The sequence below is a fragment of the Sphingobium phenoxybenzoativorans genome, from assembly GCF_001757355.1.
GTDB lineage: Bacteria > Pseudomonadota > Alphaproteobacteria > Sphingomonadales > Sphingomonadaceae > Sphingobium > Sphingobium phenoxybenzoativorans.
In genome coordinates, this window is sequence record NZ_MINO01000043.1 from 17,050 (window position 1) to 32,448 (window position 15,399).

15 protein-coding genes are annotated in these 15,399 nt (G+C 60.3%); 4 read left to right on the forward strand and 11 right to left on the reverse strand.

The genetic code is table 11. The annotated features are described in order from the left end of the window. Positions 1 to 263 precede the first annotated feature (263 nt). From BHQ40_RS16990 to BHQ40_RS17005, 4 genes are all read right to left on the reverse strand, one after another. Entirely contained in the window at positions 264 to 1,055 is a 792-nt protein-coding gene (locus BHQ40_RS16990) for an SDR family NAD(P)-dependent oxidoreductase (RefSeq protein WP_083277005.1), read from the reverse strand. Beyond that, the gene (locus BHQ40_RS16995) at positions 1,039 to 1,362 is read right to left on the reverse strand and encodes a muconolactone Delta-isomerase family protein (RefSeq protein WP_070157011.1); all 324 of its coding nucleotides are present in this window, start codon (positions 1,360 to 1,362) and stop codon (positions 1,039 to 1,041) included. Before BHQ40_RS16995 ends, BHQ40_RS16990 begins: the two co-directional genes overlap by 17 nt. A gap of 111 nt (positions 1,363 to 1,473) precedes the next feature. After that, the gene (locus BHQ40_RS17000; protein WP_083277006.1) at positions 1,474 to 2,499 is read right to left on the reverse strand and encodes a Rieske 2Fe-2S domain-containing protein; all 1,026 of its coding nucleotides are present in this window, start codon (positions 2,497 to 2,499) and stop codon (positions 1,474 to 1,476) included. A 120-nt stretch (positions 2,500 to 2,619) separates the two neighbouring features. Next, positions 2,620 to 3,351: an SDR family oxidoreductase gene (locus BHQ40_RS17005; protein WP_070157013.1), complete on the reverse strand. Its 732-nt coding sequence runs from the start codon at positions 3,349 to 3,351 to the stop codon at positions 2,620 to 2,622. A 608-nt stretch (positions 3,352 to 3,959) separates the two neighbouring features. Between BHQ40_RS17005 and BHQ40_RS17010 the strand changes: the two genes are divergently transcribed. The 3 genes from BHQ40_RS17010 to BHQ40_RS17020 are packed head-to-tail and all read left to right on the forward strand — an operon-like array spanning position 3,960 to position 6,203. Then, on the forward strand, positions 3,960 to 4,949 hold the full coding sequence (locus tag BHQ40_RS17010; RefSeq protein WP_070157014.1) for an amidohydrolase family protein: 990 nt from the start codon (positions 3,960 to 3,962) through the stop codon (positions 4,947 to 4,949). A gap of 26 nt (positions 4,950 to 4,975) precedes the next feature. Next, entirely contained in the window at positions 4,976 to 5,926 is a 951-nt protein-coding gene (locus tag BHQ40_RS17015) for an alpha/beta hydrolase family protein (RefSeq protein ID WP_070157015.1), read from the forward strand. Positions 5,927 to 5,969: 43 nt separating this feature from the next. Beyond that, a complete protein-coding gene (locus BHQ40_RS17020; RefSeq protein ID WP_253183397.1) occupies positions 5,970 to 6,203 on the forward strand; it encodes a hypothetical protein in 234 nt (77 codons plus the stop codon). 22 nt (positions 6,204 to 6,225) lie between these two features. Here the strand turns inward: BHQ40_RS17020 and BHQ40_RS17025 are convergent, their stop codons facing one another. The 5 genes from BHQ40_RS17025 to BHQ40_RS17045 all read right to left on the reverse strand — a co-directional run bounded on the left by BHQ40_RS17025 (position 6,226) and on the right by BHQ40_RS17045 (position 11,551). After that, positions 6,226 to 7,110, reverse strand: coding sequence for an NAD(P)H-binding protein (locus BHQ40_RS17025; protein ID WP_070157016.1), 885 nt, complete (start codon positions 7,108 to 7,110; stop codon positions 6,226 to 6,228). A 150-nt stretch (positions 7,111 to 7,260) separates the two neighbouring features. Beyond that, the gene (locus BHQ40_RS17030; RefSeq protein WP_070157017.1) at positions 7,261 to 8,841 is read right to left on the reverse strand and encodes a phytoene desaturase family protein; all 1,581 of its coding nucleotides are present in this window, start codon (positions 8,839 to 8,841) and stop codon (positions 7,261 to 7,263) included. A 230-nt stretch (positions 8,842 to 9,071) separates the two neighbouring features. Next, positions 9,072 to 9,434: a hypothetical protein gene (locus BHQ40_RS17035; protein ID WP_070157018.1), complete on the reverse strand. Its 363-nt coding sequence runs from the start codon at positions 9,432 to 9,434 to the stop codon at positions 9,072 to 9,074. A gap of 102 nt (positions 9,435 to 9,536) precedes the next feature. Beyond that, the gene (locus BHQ40_RS17040) at positions 9,537 to 10,424 is read right to left on the reverse strand and encodes an SDR family NAD(P)-dependent oxidoreductase (RefSeq protein WP_171905892.1); all 888 of its coding nucleotides are present in this window, start codon (positions 10,422 to 10,424) and stop codon (positions 9,537 to 9,539) included. Positions 10,425 to 10,804: 380 nt separating this feature from the next. Then, a complete protein-coding gene (locus BHQ40_RS17045) occupies positions 10,805 to 11,551 on the reverse strand; it encodes an SDR family NAD(P)-dependent oxidoreductase (RefSeq protein ID WP_070157020.1) in 747 nt (248 codons plus the stop codon). A gap of 147 nt (positions 11,552 to 11,698) precedes the next feature. Between BHQ40_RS17045 and BHQ40_RS17050 the strand changes: the two genes are divergently transcribed. Continuing rightward, positions 11,699 to 12,043 carry a winged helix-turn-helix transcriptional regulator gene (locus BHQ40_RS17050; protein WP_253183398.1) on the forward strand — a complete coding sequence of 115 codons (345 nt, stop codon included), beginning with the start codon at positions 11,699 to 11,701 and terminating at the stop codon, positions 12,041 to 12,043. Between the two features lie 96 nt (positions 12,044 to 12,139). Here BHQ40_RS17050 and BHQ40_RS17055 read toward each other — a convergent pair whose 3' ends face one another. Together BHQ40_RS17055 and BHQ40_RS17060 are read right to left on the reverse strand one after the other, a co-directional pair. After that, complete coding sequence (locus BHQ40_RS17055; protein ID WP_070157022.1) at positions 12,140 to 13,915, reverse strand: type IV secretion system DNA-binding domain-containing protein; 1,776 nt, start codon at positions 13,913 to 13,915, stop codon at positions 12,140 to 12,142. After that, positions 13,912 to 15,399 (reverse strand): AAA family ATPase (locus tag BHQ40_RS17060; protein WP_171905891.1); only part of this gene is annotated, 1,488 nt, incomplete at its 5' end. The genes BHQ40_RS17060 and BHQ40_RS17055, both read right to left, overlap by 4 nt.

The window sequence follows — 15,399 nt, forward strand, 5'->3', positions numbered from 1 at the left end:
CTATGAGAGGTATGGTGCGATCCGATCGACGGATCATGCGCTAACGCAGGTTCTTAGCGTTGAACTGCGGCCGGGTAATAAACGGGTCCCCGGCGAGACAGCTTGGGGCCGCTAATATGACGTGAGTTTTCTGGCCGCACCCCGTTAGCGCACCATGTCGCTCGGACCCGGGCGCGCGCAGCACGAACACGTGCTCTCCATGAGTATTAAGCGTCAACGCCCGCGAACATGGCGGGTGACAAGTCGTGATAGGGGCGACCGCTTTAGTGAACGGCCGTGCCTCCATCGACCGCAACAACCTGGCCGGTCATCATGCCGGCGCCATCGCTGACGAGGAAAAGGCAGACGCCGACGAGGTCTTTGGTCTGCAAGGGGTTCGGAATGATCTGAGCGGCGATCGCCTGGCCCCGAACCTCGGCGGTATAGGCTTCGTTATTTTCCATGTTGTCGGTCATCACCAGACCGGGGGCGATCGCATTCACCGTGATGCCGTCCGCGCCGAGCTCATGGGCAAGGGAACGAGTGAGCGAAGCGACAGCGCCCTTGCTCGAAATATAATGGAGAAGGCTTGGCTGGCTGGTGAAAATGGTTGCCGACGTAAGGTTGATGATCCGCCCCCACTTGCGCGCTCGCATCCCGGGCACGACCGCTTGGCTCATAAGGAAGGGACTGAGCGTATTGACTGTCAGAACCTGCGTCCACTCCTTCGCACTGATCTCCTCGAACGGCTTCGGAGTGAGGTTCGACGACATGGCTGCGTCGTTCACGAGGATGTCGATACGCCCATAGCGCCTTTCAACGTCAGCTACGCACGCCCGCACGCTGTCGGGATCCGCAACATCGCACTCGACGCGCAACATTTCGCTAGTTTCGGGACTCTTGGCCCACGAAAGGTCCGCGCCGACGACCGTCGCTCCTTGCCCTGCCAGGCCTAGCGCCAGTGCTTCGCCGATACCCGTCGCCGCTCCTGTCACAAGAGCGACTTTTCCATCTAGATGCATGGTAGCCTCCGTAAGGCTGAAGAAAATTGGCGACTGATCAATGACCGACCACATGATTCAGCTCTTCGGCTTGCTCCGGAAAGAACCCCCAATAAGGTTCGATCTGCAAGATCGTCGCTGACACCCATCCGCCCTTTGCTCCAGGATAATCCGCAAGAATGGCTTCCATCTGTTCGCGATTTTCGGCTTCGAAGATCGAGACGATGCCCTGATCCTTTTCGTAAACCCAAGCCTGACGAAGCAGACCTTGCGAATAATAATCTCGTGACTTCGCCCACTCAGCCCGGCTGCCTTCCTGCTGCTGCTCGACAGTCAGGAGATTATACTTCTCATTAAAATTAGCAGTGATCAGGAACTGCATTTTCGCTTCTCCGTAGTTCCGCGTATGAGCCGTTTCGATGAGGGAACGGCTCAGGCCTGTGACGCTGCAGACCGTTCGAAGCCGCGGTCAGCGAGACATTCGCTTAAAAATTTAGGCTTCTGCCAGCTCGGCTTCTGCCGCCAATAAACGTTTCATCACGCGGCGTACCTGCAACGCACCCCGATCGCTCGGCAATACTACGGGTCGGAGATCCATCAGTTCCGCACCGTCCATTCGCTTGTGAACAGCTTCCAGCATCGGAGCATCTTCGCAATTAATCACGGTAAATTGATTATTGGCTTCCCGGATATCGACTTCCGGATCATCGAGAGCGTAGTCTCGCATCGACCACATGAAGTAGTTTGTCGTATCAGCATCTGCAGGTGTCGCAACATGCGCAAAATACGCCACGCGGCCTTGGGAGAATTCTTCGCCCGCGCGGACACGAGTCATTCGAAATACGACGATTTGCCCAGGGTACCAGCGGGTCTCGTATTTACGATCCGAGATCGGACCGAGGTCGGCATCGAAGGGCATCGGAGGCCCTCGGAATTGGGTGAACGTCACCGTGACGTCGTGGGCTTCACCCTCGCGAACCTTCGTTTCGCTTTGTTCGAACGTGCCGCTCGAGAAGCTACCTTTGTGAAGATAATCCGCATGCGACGAGTCGAGAAGGTTGTCGATCAGAATGTCGTACCGGAATTTCGCGGCGAGGAAGCTGTAGGATGCCCTTCTACCCTCGCCGCTCGACAGGAGGGTCAGATCGGGAATCTTGGCGGCATCGGCGAGGTCCGGATCTCCAGGCCAGATCCATATAAGGTCGTGGCGCTCTTCGACCGGATATCCTCGGACGTGCATATTGTCGCTGATGAGTTCGCCCTGAGGATTGAAAGTGCAGCGCCCGCCGCCATCGAAGCGTAGACCATGATACGCGCACTCAATGGTGTCACCTACCAAGGTGCCACGGCTGAGAGGTGCAAACCTGTGAGGACACATGTCAGCAATAGCCGACGCTTGGCCCGAACTCGAACGAAACAGAACGACATTCTGCCCAACGATCTTGCGGGGCAGAAGCTCACTTCCAACCTCCCGGCTCAAGGCCGCGATGTACCAGACGTTGCGATGAAACTGCATCATAACTTCCTAAGTCCCGGCTACACTGCCGTATTCATTGTTGGGCGCGGGCTGACATAAACCACGCGTGTCCGACGAACTTGGCAATCATGCGGGCGTCTTGCGTCACTGCCTCGCGGCCCTTCACCCTTCGTACGTCCCGCCATACTTCTTGGGGACCAGATCGCCCTGCTTCTCACCGGTCTTGATCAGTTCCAAAATCTTAGACGCTACCAGTTCGGGCGGCTGCCGCTCAGCGGCGATCGGCGCTTCGATCCGTTCAGCAGACTCGCGGCCAGCCTTGATCGAGTCCACCAGCTCGGTCTCAGTGATGAATGGATACATGAGCGAAACCGCGATGTTGGTGTCCGCCAGATCGACCTGCGCTACGCCTGTCAGGATGCTGATAGCGGCCTTTGTTGCGCTGTAGGCACCGCTTTCAGAAAGGGGATGAAACCAGATCCCTGAGCTGATGTTGACGAAGCTGCCTCCGCCCTGTGTTCGCATGTGCGGAATGACCGTTTGCATCATCACGAGTGGTGCAACGACGTTCAACTCAAAGATGTCGCGGAAGTCATCCGGATTGATCTCCTCAATCGAGGCCTGCAGCGCCTGACCGGCATTGTTGACGACGATGTCGATGCGGCCATGCGCTTGGAGCGCCTGCTCAACCGCACTTTTCACCTGATCCTTGTTCGTTACATCGCATTTGATAGCGATGGCGTTTTCGAGCTCCGCCGCCAGCTTCACGATGCGGTCTTGTCGCCGGGCAAGAAGCACGACTTTTGCACCCTCGGCAGCCAGCGCCCGAGCGGTCGCCGCTCCGATCCCTGAGGAGGCGCCCGTCACGATCGCTACAGAACCATTGATGTCCATCGCTTGAATCCCTTTCGTTTTATCGTCGAACCGAGGAGCGTGGTGCCGCTGACTACTCTGCGATCGACCCATCTGCCGGGAGCGCTCGAGATAGAATCGGAGAACTCGCCGCGTTTTAAGCCCACCCAATTGGCGCGCGCATTGCGACCGCCTGTTATTCGCGGGATGTTTGGACGACTTAATTTTGCCCGCTCACGCCACACTATTATCCTCTTGTGATTTCGCAGTTCTCGTTTTGGGAAAACTATCGGCCTCGACGACAGCCGTGAAATCGGGATTGGGGATGCCAGTCATGTCGGACTCCAATGTCTGCCGATGGGTATCCGGATGCCCCAGGGAGAGGGCGCATGGGCGCGCCTCCAGGCATACCGGCCAGATGTTCTGCATCATTCGGAATCGTCGCGCGCACCTAGCTGAAACCGGGTAACCGACGGACGCGGAACCTTCGCTAACCTCGAACGGAAAGGGGGGCTTGCCCTTAGCCCACGTTCGCATGGTGACGCGCGATGGCTCCGATTGGCAATTACGATTGGCGCACTCGAGGACGGACCTCCAAGCCGAGATGGTAGAGCTTCGCGAGGAGCTCCATCCGGAAGAGGGTGTTTGAAATGTCTGTAGAGATTGCCGACCAACTGCGATGCCATTGCCCAAAGTGCATCGACTTCCACGCGCATTTTCTGGAGCGGGAGGTGTTCGATGAGGCGCATCCGCACAGCGTCGCGTCCTGCTTCGGCCGCAACATGTTCTCGCCAGACCTGCCCGCCTTTCAGCGAATGTTTCATCCCGAGATGCAGATCGAGGACATGGATGCGCGCGGGATCGACGTTAACATCCTGACATCCGCCGACGTGCTGCAAAGCCGCGCTTATGCGACCCCCGATGACGAACGTCGCATGACCCGTAAGGTCAATGACGAATGCGCGCGGTGGACATCGTTGCATCCGACACGGTTCATGGGGAGCGCTGTCCTTCCGCTTGGCGAAATCAGCATGGCTATCGACGAACTCCAATGGGCTAAGTCAGCCGGCTTTCGGGTTGTTCAGCTGCCCAGCAATTACCGCGGCGACTATCTCGGCCATGCGCGCTTCACGGACCTCCTCGGCGCGATCCATGACCTCGGCCTGGTCATCTTCATGCACCCGGAGGGGGTCACGGAGATGTGGTACCAGGACTACGCGATGTGGAACTCGATCGGCCAGTCGATCGAGGAAGTCCGGCTGATGTCCTCGATGATCTACGAAGGCGTGATGGATAGCTTTCCGGGCCTCAAGATCGTCATATCGCACGGCGGCGGATATATGCCGCATTATATGGGCCGCCTCGACCGGAACGTCACCGATAAGCCTTACACGACCAAGAACCTGTCGAAGAAGCCGAGCGAGTATCTGCGCGACTTCTATTACGACAGCTGCGTCTACGATCCGCGCACGCTGGAACTGCTCGTCGAGCGCGTCGGCATCGACCGGATCGTGATGGGGGGCGACTATCCTGTTGCGGCGCTCGACCCCATCGACTTCATCGCGAGCACCAACCTCAGCCAGGAGGATCAGGGAAGGATTGCCGGCGCGACCGCGCACGACCTTCTTGGCCTCGCCTGATTTGAACCCGATTCTGGAGATAATTCATGACCAATGCGACCTCGCCGGCTCCGGTGGCGCTTACCGACGATCAGGTGAAGCAGCGGCTCGCTGCCGTGTCTCAGGCCTTCAAGGTGCAGATGCGCTCGCCGATCCTGCATACCCCTGCGGAGGCGGATCTCGCCTTTGAAGACGTGACATTCCATTCCGAAGACGGCGTGCCGCTCGAGGCCTGGTTCATCCCTCGCGAGGGCTCGAAAAAGCTCATCATCGTCAACCACCCCCGGTGGTTCAGCCGCGCCGGTCTCCCGTCGCACCTCGAGCCGTGGAAGTCGCTGGGCGGCATGGCCGGCAACGATTTCGAGGTGAACTTCATCCCCGACTATAAAGTCCTCCACGATGCCGGCTACAATGTCCTGACCTATGACCTTCGCAATTTTGGTCATAGCGGCACCGGCAACGGCGGCATCAGCACCGGCGGTCGGTACGAATCCCGCGACGTGATCGGATCGATCGACTTCGCCCGCCGCGAGTTCGGCGACATGACCACGGCATTGTTCAGTCGTTGCCTTGGCTGCAACGCGACCTTCTTCGCATACGATCGGCGTCCCGAAAAATTCGAGGGCATCCGCTGTATCGTGGGCGCGCAGCCCATTTCGGTTCGCGTCATCATGGAGCGAATTTTCACTCTTACCGGCTTCCCGATGGACCGCTTTGAGGAGGTCAATCGCGAGGCCAAGCTGGTCACGAGCTACGCGCTTGAAGACATGTCCCCGCTCGAGGCGGCAGGAAGCATGGCACTTCCGCTCTTCCTGTATCAGGTCCGCAATGACCTCATGACGCGGGAGAGTGACGTGCAGTCGATATTCGATCGGGTCCTCTCTGACGAGAAGGAGCTGTTCTGGATCGAAGGGACAACGAAGCGCTGGGATGGATACACCTACTTTGCCCGGCACCCCGAGAAGATGCTCGAGTGGTTTGAACGCCACATGGCTTGAGACAAGCCTCCCGACCTGACATCGACACAAACGAGAGCCTTCCATGAAAAGCGAAAGCTGCAAGCCCGGCAAGATGAAGATAATGTCGCCGGACAAAAGCGAGCTGATGGAGATCAGCTCAATCTATCAGGATGCCGGGAACCTCGTGATCAGCGGCAAGATCATGGGCAGTCTGCCGATGAAGGCAGTCATCCGACCGCAGGACGCTCGCAACGGCCTGCGCCTGCTGAACCTAAAGCTGATCCTTTTTTTAACGACATTTTTGTTTCGAAGATAACTTCGCTCCACGATGTTATCGTTCAGGAGCCGAAGACTGGCTGCAGCACAGTCTCACACCATTGCCGGAAGCTCGTCGGGCTGGCAGTGTCGTGAGTGCGGGCGACGCCGAGATCGAGACTGTTTGCCTTAGCGCGCATCATATCCGCCATACCTGCTGCCATGGCCGCCGAGTACCCTTGCTTGACAAACATGGCCTCATAGGTCTCAAAGCTAAGCGGCGAGCAGACGATTTTGCGGTCTAGCACCTCGCCCATGATTTCGGCCATCCGGTCAGCGGAGATGTTTTCCGGGCCGAGCACGGGGATTTCCTCCTGCCCCGCCCAGGTATCATCGAGCAAGAAGCGCGCTGCCTTCGACGCGATATCGCTGACCGAGCACGCCGGCAAAGCAAGATCGCGGGGAAGGGGTGTGAAGAACAAGCCTTTCTCGCGCAGCACCGGCATCTGCCAAAGCAGATTGTCCATGAAGGACGGCATCGCCAGCGCCCGCAGATGCGCTCCCGTCGCGGCGAGCAGATCGTCCATGGCGAGCGAGCCGGTGACGAGGCCAGCCTCGGATTCAAGGACTGTTCCTCGGCCGAGCGCCGTGATGCTGACGACCCGGGCTATGCCGTGATCGCCAATGGCTTTGGCGGCGGGTTTTGTGAATCCAACATAGGCCTCTTCCACCGATGTCGCCTGCGGGTTGGCAGGGCAAAGCCAGAACAGATGCGTGGCCCCGAGGAGCGCGCGATCCAAAGTGACGGCGTCGCCATGGCTTCCCTCGATGACCTCCACCCGCGAGCGTATATCGTCGGATAGTTTCGAGGGGTCGCGCGCGATGGCGCGCACAGCGGCATGTTTGTCTAAGAGCAGCGGTAGCAGCGCCCGCCCGATCCTGCTGGTCGGCGCAGTGACAACAATCATGATCGTTCCTTCTCGTGATGCCAGATCTGTGGGGAGCCGCCGCAAGCGACGACGAGGTCACGGCCGACGGCGGAACTGAACCGCGCCTTATGGCCTGTTCAAACGCGCCCTCAAGAATGGAAGCCAGCGAAAGCGCTGGACTCCTTCTATTCACAGCCGTGCCAGCACCCGATCGAAATCGATATCCAGATCGTTCATGATCTTCATGGCGACGCCGCGACCGCCGCCGATGACACCCCCGCCTGGGTGCATGAAAGGGCCACAGAGATAGAGGCCATCGACCGCGGGCACCGCATATTGCGAGAGTTCAGGCGTCGGCCGCCGGCCGAGGAACTGATAGACGTAGCGCCCGATTCCACTGATATCGCCCTTCTGAAAACTCAGGCTGAAACGCTCATGGTCCAAGGGCGTCGCAACATGCCTTGCCAGGATGTTGCTGGAGTCCATGCTGGATACGAACGGCCGATAGGCTTCCATCATGCGATCGGCGACGCTGTCGCGAATGTCGTCCCAACGTGAAGGCCCGCCATCGGCAAGCTCGTAGGGCGCGAAGCTGAGCTGATAGAGCGTGGCCTTTCCATCAGGCGCCCGCGACGGGTCCAGATTCGTATGCTGGCACGCGATGACGCTCAGGTTCTCGGGCATGCACCCATATCTGAGATCGTCATACTCGCGGCGGAATTTCTGGAGGTCCGTAGGCAAGCACTCGACGATCATGGGGGTCATGCCCGCATCGAGCGCTGGGTAAGTGAACGGTTTCTCCAGAGCATAGTGCACGACGATATTGCTATATGGTCCCGGCTGCGTCTTGCGGGCGTCATCCAGGATGTTAGGGTCGATGCCGTCGACATAGTCCCCGAGCAGATGCGGGTGGAAGCAGCCGACAACGCCGCGCCGACAGCGGATTTCTTCGCCGCTCTCGAGACGGACGCCCACTGCGCTACCGCTCTCGACCAGGACCTTGGCTACGTGGCTGTCAGTCCGGATCTCGCCTCCATGCGCTTCGATGAAGGCGGCCAGGGAATCCGACAAGGCGCCGCTCCCGCCGACCGGGAAGCCGCTATGGTAGCTGTGAACGAAGCCAGCCATCATGCCAAAGATCAGGCCGGTCCCCTTCTCCTCCGGCCCGGCCATGGCCTCGGACGAGAATTTCATGAAATTGATCTTGAGGCGATCGTCCGTGAACACCTCGTTGATGATGTCATAGGCGCTCTTATTCATCATGCCGATCAGGCCGCGGCCCTGCCGACTCTGCTCAAGGAGCCCCATGAACATGCCATAGGGTGCCGGCGGCGCGAAAAGCCCCGATACGAACATGGGGAGCAACTCGCGGAACTGGTTGACGAAGGCCCGGTACATCTCGGCGTCGCGCTCGGAAAAACGGGCCATCGCTTGGCAGGTCTTGTCCAGATCATGCCGGATGGGGAGCGAGGTGCCGTCGTCGAACACGCTCGCGACGGACACTTCTGGCTTGATATATTGCAGGCCGTATTTCGCCTGCAGCCCCAATTCGTCGTCCTTGATCAGCGGGTTGGACTGGAGGAAGTTGTGTGAGGTTGAGTGGAGGTCGTGCCGAAAGCCGGGAAGAGTCACTTCGCGCGTCGTCACGCCTCCGCCGATGAAGGAATTGCGCTCGAGCACGATCACCTTCAGCCCCGCCGCGGCGAGATATGCCGCTGCTATCAGCGAATTGTGGCCGGCGCCGGCCACGGCAAAATCAAATGAGGTCACACTCGCCTTCCTCTCCGCTAGCACGATGCGCGCTTCTGAATGGAGACCTTGGGCGGTCTGGCAGGCAGGGAAAAATCGCCATTGGCGATGCCAATCATGGCCCGCCTCTATGATGGCTTCCGCGTTCTGAAAAAGGCGATGGCCGTCGCCAGGATATTCAAGTCGCTCTCACGGTTGGTAAATAGGTAGGGAATGCCGGTAGGATCCAAGCCTTCGTTGATAGTTCGAGGCTACTGATCCATTAGCCATCGCCTTGCTTCATCCAGATCTTTGAAGGTCTGATGGCTGGCGCCGGGCTTTATCCGAGAAGCCTGGCGCCCGGAGAGTGCGCTTTCGACCACGAAGGCTACCTTGGCTTCTGCAAAACTGGACGCCGCTGCGGCTTGGGTGTTAAACTCCACCACGGGTTGCGACTGCACTTCGAGTTGGCGCGCGTCGATCAGATATTTGCCACCAGTGCGTCCTATATTCGCCCGCTCGCCCGCTCCAAGCAACTCTCCCCAATAAGCTTGCGCAGTCTCAAACGTCCAAAAGCCATTGAGTATCGCCGTGACTATGCCGCTCGAGCTGTCTACGGACACCGAGTAATACATGGTGGCTCGTCCTTCTCCGATCCCCTGCCACTACCGCGCAACCTGCTTGTGACACGAGCGGTTCTGAACGCATGGAATGGAGGAGAAACGTTAAAGTCTCAATTATGATTGTGCAGCCACACTGAACTGGCTCATCCGCTCGACTTCATAACGGTGCTGATCGACACCGCTCACGGGCACAACCTCGCCCTCCCGCGAACCAACCACATCGAAGCTGGAGATCAGTTCGCCCGCGATATCCGCCTTAGCCCCGAGATAGATCCCGCGAGTCATACCGATGTGCGCTTGGGAAAACCCTCCGGCGCCAGCCAGGATGATCGCGCGGGTTGGCGCATCACATGAGGAAAGGGCTACCACGGCGGGGCTCACGGCTTCGGCGCCGAGTGACCGCAGCAGTTCTGGTGGGTAGAGGCGCTCCGTCATCCCGGTTGCCGCGCTCGGCGCGAGGCAGTTTACGCGGATGCCGTATTTTTCGCCTTCAATACCAAGCGTCTGCATCAGGCCCACCAAGGCCATCTTCGCTGCACTGTAGTTAGATTGGCCGAAATTGCCGTAGAGACCCGACGACGAGGTGGTGAAGAGGATACGGCCGTAAGAGCGCGCCCGCATCCCTTCCCACACTGCCTTTGTGCAATAGACGCTGCCCATGAGATGCACGTCTATTACGGTCTGGAAATCCTCCAGGCTCATCTTGCTGAAAGAGCGGTCGCGCAGGATTCCGGCGTTGTTCACGAGAATATCAACCGGCCCTAAACATCGTTCGGCATGCTCGACCATCGCGTCGACGCAACCCTTGTCGGCAACGGAGCCCGCCCACCCGACCGCGTCTCCTCCCTGTTCAACGATCTCAGCAACAACCGCGTCCACCGCCTCGCTCGAAAGATCGTTGATCACCAGCCGCGCGTTATGCCGGGCTAGCGCCAGCGCATGAGCCTTGCCCAAACCTGCGCCCGCTCCCGTGACGAGGGCGACCCTTCTTTCGAGATCGATCAAATCATTGCTCCTATCGACAAATGGGGCAAGGAGCGCTCGGAGACAATGTGACCACGCGAGCGCTTACCTTTGCTCCTCGGCCATTTTGCTAGGAAACTGGACGATCCCGGGGAAATTGCGATCCTCAATACCGATCATCAGGCCGACCGATCCTCGATTTGGGTTTTGATCGCTATTTGATGAATCTTAGCCGGTTATGCGCTCGGGTCACTTGGAGCGAGCGGCAGCGAACATCCAAGCTCCGGCGCCGAATTAGCTTTTTTCCCGTTGGTTGATGGAATTGAGTTCTGCCGGTGAGTCTCGGGTGCGGGGCGCAGCACCCTCATCGTCAACCCTGTCAGGCCCGCCGCACGCGCCGCAAAGCGTTGTGCCAGTACTCAGACTTGGGCCATGCCACCGTCGGCGAACACCTCGCTTCCGGTCATCACGGCACTGTCGTCCGATGCGAGAAACACCGCAACGGCCGCGATATCGGCGGGATCGGCAATGCGTCCCATAGGTGTTTGCGCGAGGATCGCGTCCAGCATCGCGTCGCGCCCAGCGATCTCGGCGACACTGTCCATACCGGGTGTTGCCGTGGCGCCAGGAGATAGCACATTCACGCGTATGCCGGTGCCTTTCAGGTCCAGCGCCCAACTGCGTGCCAGATTCCGGATAGCTGCCTTTGTCGCGCTGTAGATGCTGAACGCGGGCGTCCCTTTCTGCCCGGCAGTCGATCCGGTCATGATGATCGAGCTCCCCTCGGCCATCAGTGGGAGGGCCTTCTGAACCGTGAAAACCGTTCCCTTCACGTTTACGTCGAAGACCCTGTCGAAGGCGTCCTCGGTTATGTGCCCTAACGGCTCCAAACTTCCAGCTCCGGCGTTGGCGATTAGCACGTCTATGCGGCCGTGCCCAGCACGTACGGCTTCGATCAGCCGGTCCAGATCCGCAAAGCTTGTTACATCGCCTTGCACGGCAGTGACGCCGGGCCCGATTTCGCCGACGGCGGCATCAAGCTCGGCTTGCCTGCGACCTGTGATGTAAACATGCGCACCCTCGGCGACGAACCTCCGGGCGGTGGCAAGTCCGATACCGCTATTAGCGCCGGTTATGACGGCCACCTTTCCTTCAAGCTTTCCCATGTGTCGTATCATCCCTTTAGAAGGTTTGAACTTACAGGCTTGAAGTATGGCGCATTGGCTGCTTGTGCCAGTATGCACCTTTTGGTAAGTGCCTATATGTTGAGTATTGCAATGGTGAGCCCCTTTACATGTGGTCTGGAGGCGGTCTTGTTCGTCATTGGCGGCAAGTGGAAGCCGCTGATCGTGTTCCATCTGACACAAAGCACTTTGCGGTATGGCGGACTGCGCCGCGCCGTCGGCAAAGTCAGTCATAAGGTTCTGATCCAGCAGCTTAAAGAACTGCAGTCAGATGGCATCATCGAGCGTCTGGATCATGGGGAGATTCCACCGCGTGTCGATTATTCGCTAACGCCCTTTGGGCAGAGCCTCGCCGACGCTCTTTTTCAGCTGTGCACATGGGGCTCGGCACATGCGGATCGCTTATCCGACATTGTCGCACGTCGCGAAAAGGTCGCAAGTCACGAGACGTCGACTGCGGCGGGGCCCGGCTAAATCTGCTCCTCAGGTCGCAGGGGACAAGACGCTCTCCGGATGCCCGCGATGATCGCTACCGGCGATCACGCCCTGTAACCATCCTCTTCGGCGTGTTCAGGAATTTAAGGTAGCCTCGAAAGCCCGCGTGCGCTGCGGATAATTAATATATGCAAAATGCACGCGCTGCCAACCTGGCGAGGTCGCTCGCTTTACATAGCCCTCTCGATTCGGAAGTTGCATGATCTCGCTGGCGAGTATCGCCTCCTCGACCGTTCGTTTGCTCTGCGTTGATGTCGAACGTGACGTGTAGCGCCCCCGCGTGCGCGACCGACTGACATCGTCGCGCTCTATCTCGCGGCTACCGATGAGGTCGGAGACGAGTTCGGCGGTCCCGCCACCCTCGCTGAGGCCCGAGCGGAGTAACAACAGGTTTCCACAGTTCTCAATGATCGTGTGAGCCCCCTCGCCATAGACGGCTTTGACCTGCGCCGACGACTGAAAGCCGATCGCGACGCAGCCGCCGAATTTTCTAAGGCGAGCTTGCGCGTCCCTCAGTCCCTCGATCCGTCCTAATGCGTCTAGCTCGTCGATGTGAAACCAGATCCGCCGATCGCGATCAGGCGACAGTGACAGCGTCTCCAGAATGGCGATGTTCATCCAGCATGAGATTAGGCCACGAAGCGCCGCTATCTGGTTGGCGGAATAAGGAAGCCAGAGCGATCCCGCTCCGGTTCGGATCCATTGCCGTATCGAGAATGATTCGCCGTCTAGCGCCGTTATGAAGCGAAGATTTCCTATAGCCGGCGCGAGCGTACCGAGGATGCTGGCGAGCATCTTCTCACCGCCAGGCTCGAAATAGCGTGCTGCTGCCGTGCCTTGGCAGAGAAGCTTCAGTTCGGCAACCGAGCCCGACGCGAGGATATTGATGAGATCGCTGATCGTGCCGAGCCCCAGCCGCCCAAAATTTTCCAAAGCTGCGGCGAGAAGCTGCTGAGCATAGGTGATCCACTGGTCATGTTCGCCGATACCGAGATGCGGCAGGACCGATTGGGCGAGAAAGGCATGGTCGCCGGCGCGTTCGATCTCGGCCAACAGATCCCACCGCGCGCACCGTCGATCGAAAGGGTTCAAAATGATGTCACCCGCTTCGTAAAAAGCGCTCATTGCCGCACCGTCGGGATCGGCCACGACCTGCCGGTCACCGCGTCGGATGGCGTCAGCCATTAGCCCGCGCAGAGCGGTGGACTTACCGGAACCGGTCGCGCCGATCGCGGCCACGTGCATGGTTTCGTCCTCCCGACTCAGCGGCACGCCTGCCAGCGTCACGCCCCCGGCGAGCCGAGCGCGAAGCCGCCCGCCACGTCCGCCGTTGAATGCGCCGACGCGCGTGCCACGAAGATGGATGACCCTGCGCGGACTGGCGGCAATCCGGGCAGCGATGGCGCCGCCGAGGAAACCGAACGCCGCCGGCATTAACACCGCGAGCGGCCAGCTATCTCCGCGGAAGCTGGTGTAGAGCCAGTAACCCAGCACGCTTCCACCCAGCCAGCCCACCGGCGCATGCAGGAGCGGCCAAAAGGTTCGGCGATCCGCGCCCTGCACGATCGCAGTCGCGATGACGCCGGGGAGAGCGGCGAGCGCGAACCAGAGATGATAGCCATGTAGCGCGAGCCAGGCCCAGCGCTGCTCGAGCCATGGTTCGAGCGCATGCCGGTGCGTCCAATGCTCCCGCACCAGGTCGGCAAGCGCGAACCGTCCATCAGGCGGAACAAGGGAACGAACAAGCGGCCAGCACGCCGCGATCGCGGCCACTGCCGACAGGAACGCGATCTGTTGAACGACGGGCTCAGCGCCGCCCCGGCCACCACTCGCGACCGCTCCACCGCTCACCGCTCGGCCCCATAATCCTGATCGCGCGAGATGCCGGGCGCCTTCTTAGCCGCTGCCAATGCCTCCCGCATGGACTCGGCTGTTTGGCGAGGCGCACGCTCACGCGCCGCCATCATGGCGCGCAGCGCCTTCGCCTGTTCGCTGTTCGACGGATCGGCACCACGGCCGGTGTCCGTACCCCGTCCTTCCGTCACGGAAGCGACGCGCACGGCGGGCTGATCCTTCACCGGTTCACGGGCGGCTCCGCCGCTGCGATCGGCCGCGCGGTCGCCGTTCGCTTCGCGGGTCGGTTCAGGCGATGCCGTGCGTTCGTCACCGGACCGACCGAGCACGCGCGACACCAGCGCAGCCAATCCTCGCGGCTGCTCGCGCGGCGCGGTGGAACTGCGGTCATCCCCGGCGCGGGCGGCAGCGACTGTCTGCGGTCCCGACGGAGGCGAGGCAGTCTGCCGCTCATAGTCGAGCGCCATGTCCTTCGGTCGTTCGCGCGCGAGTGTGCGGCGGAGGGCGGCTTCGTCGGCGAAATCGTCGCGGCCATAGTGTACCGCCGTGCCCTCACGGTGGCGGCTGAGCGCAACATAGGAAGAGTGCGCATCGAGCCCCGGCGTCGCCAGCACATGCGTGCAATCAACGGTCATGCCCTGCGTCTTATGGACGGTCGCGGCATAGCCATGATCGACATGCGCATAGGTCTTGAGATCGACGTTGACGCGCCGGCCATCATCGAGCCGCACCGCCAAACTATCCGGCTGTACTTTCTCGACCTGACCCAGCGTGCCGTTCTTCACGCCAAGGTCGCGCTCATTCTTGAGGAACAGGATGCGGTCGTTGTCGGCGAAGTCGCGCAGACCGCGGTCGGTGCGGACCGCGACGTCGGTGCCGAGTTCGCCTTGCGCATGGAGCCGCTCGCGCGCAGCAAGATTGAGCATGTGAACCTCCTGATTGGTGTGCGTGAGGATGATGCGACTGGCGGTTGGTGCGGCGCGGCGCTCTGTGCCCCAGCGATCGATCAGAGCAGCGCGCGCCGCGTCTCGCGTGTCGGCGGCATGAACCATGCCGCCGTTCGAGTAAGCGGAGATCGCCTCTGCGGTCCGACCGGTCGCGAAGGCGCGGGTCGCCTCGCGCATCCACTCAGCGGTCTGCCGACGCACCTCGCCGATTTCGGCGGCGCCATGGCGCTCCGCGAGCAGCCGAAACGCAGCGCCGGCCTCGATCGCCTGGAGCTGCTGAACGTCGCCGACCATCACCACCTTGGCGTCGGCTCCCGCCACTTCGGCGAGTACGCGCTGGAGCTGGCGTGTGCCGATCATGCCGGCTTCGTCCACGACCAGCACGTCACGCGATGTGAGCCGGTCGCGGTCACGCGCCCAGCTATGCTCTAAGCTGGCGATGGTGCGCGACGCGATGCCCGATCCGCCTTCCAGATTCTCCGCCGCGATGCCCGACAGCGCGGTGCCGCGCACGATGTAACCGGCGGCCTCCCA

What these genes read in the sequence shown, in the direction of transcription:
- BHQ40_RS16990 (WP_083277005.1), bottom strand. Translation starts at nt 1,055, where the DNA reads ATGTGGTCGGTCATTGATCAGTCGCCAATTTTCTTCAGCCTTACGGAG.
- BHQ40_RS16995 (WP_070157011.1), bottom strand. Translation starts at nt 1,362, where the DNA reads ATGCAGTTCCTGATCACTGCTAATTTTAATGAGAAGTATAATCTCCTG.
- BHQ40_RS17000 (WP_083277006.1), bottom strand. Translation starts at nt 2,499, where the DNA reads ATGATGCAGTTTCATCGCAACGTCTGGTACATCGCGGCCTTGAGCCGG.
- BHQ40_RS17005 (WP_070157013.1), bottom strand. Translation starts at nt 3,351, where the DNA reads ATGGACATCAATGGTTCTGTAGCGATCGTGACGGGCGCCTCCTCAGGG.
- BHQ40_RS17010 (WP_070157014.1), top strand. Translation starts at nt 3,960, where the DNA reads ATGTCTGTAGAGATTGCCGACCAACTGCGATGCCATTGCCCAAAGTGC.
- BHQ40_RS17015 (WP_070157015.1), top strand. Translation starts at nt 4,976, where the DNA reads ATGACCAATGCGACCTCGCCGGCTCCGGTGGCGCTTACCGACGATCAG.
- BHQ40_RS17020 (WP_253183397.1), top strand. Translation starts at nt 5,970, where the DNA reads ATGAAAAGCGAAAGCTGCAAGCCCGGCAAGATGAAGATAATGTCGCCG.
- BHQ40_RS17025 (WP_070157016.1), bottom strand. Translation starts at nt 7,110, where the DNA reads ATGATTGTTGTCACTGCGCCGACCAGCAGGATCGGGCGGGCGCTGCTA.
- BHQ40_RS17035 (WP_070157018.1), bottom strand. Translation starts at nt 9,434, where the DNA reads ATGTATTACTCGGTGTCCGTAGACAGCTCGAGCGGCATAGTCACGGCG.
- BHQ40_RS17045 (WP_070157020.1), bottom strand. Translation starts at nt 11,551, where the DNA reads ATGGGAAAGCTTGAAGGAAAGGTGGCCGTCATAACCGGCGCTAATAGC.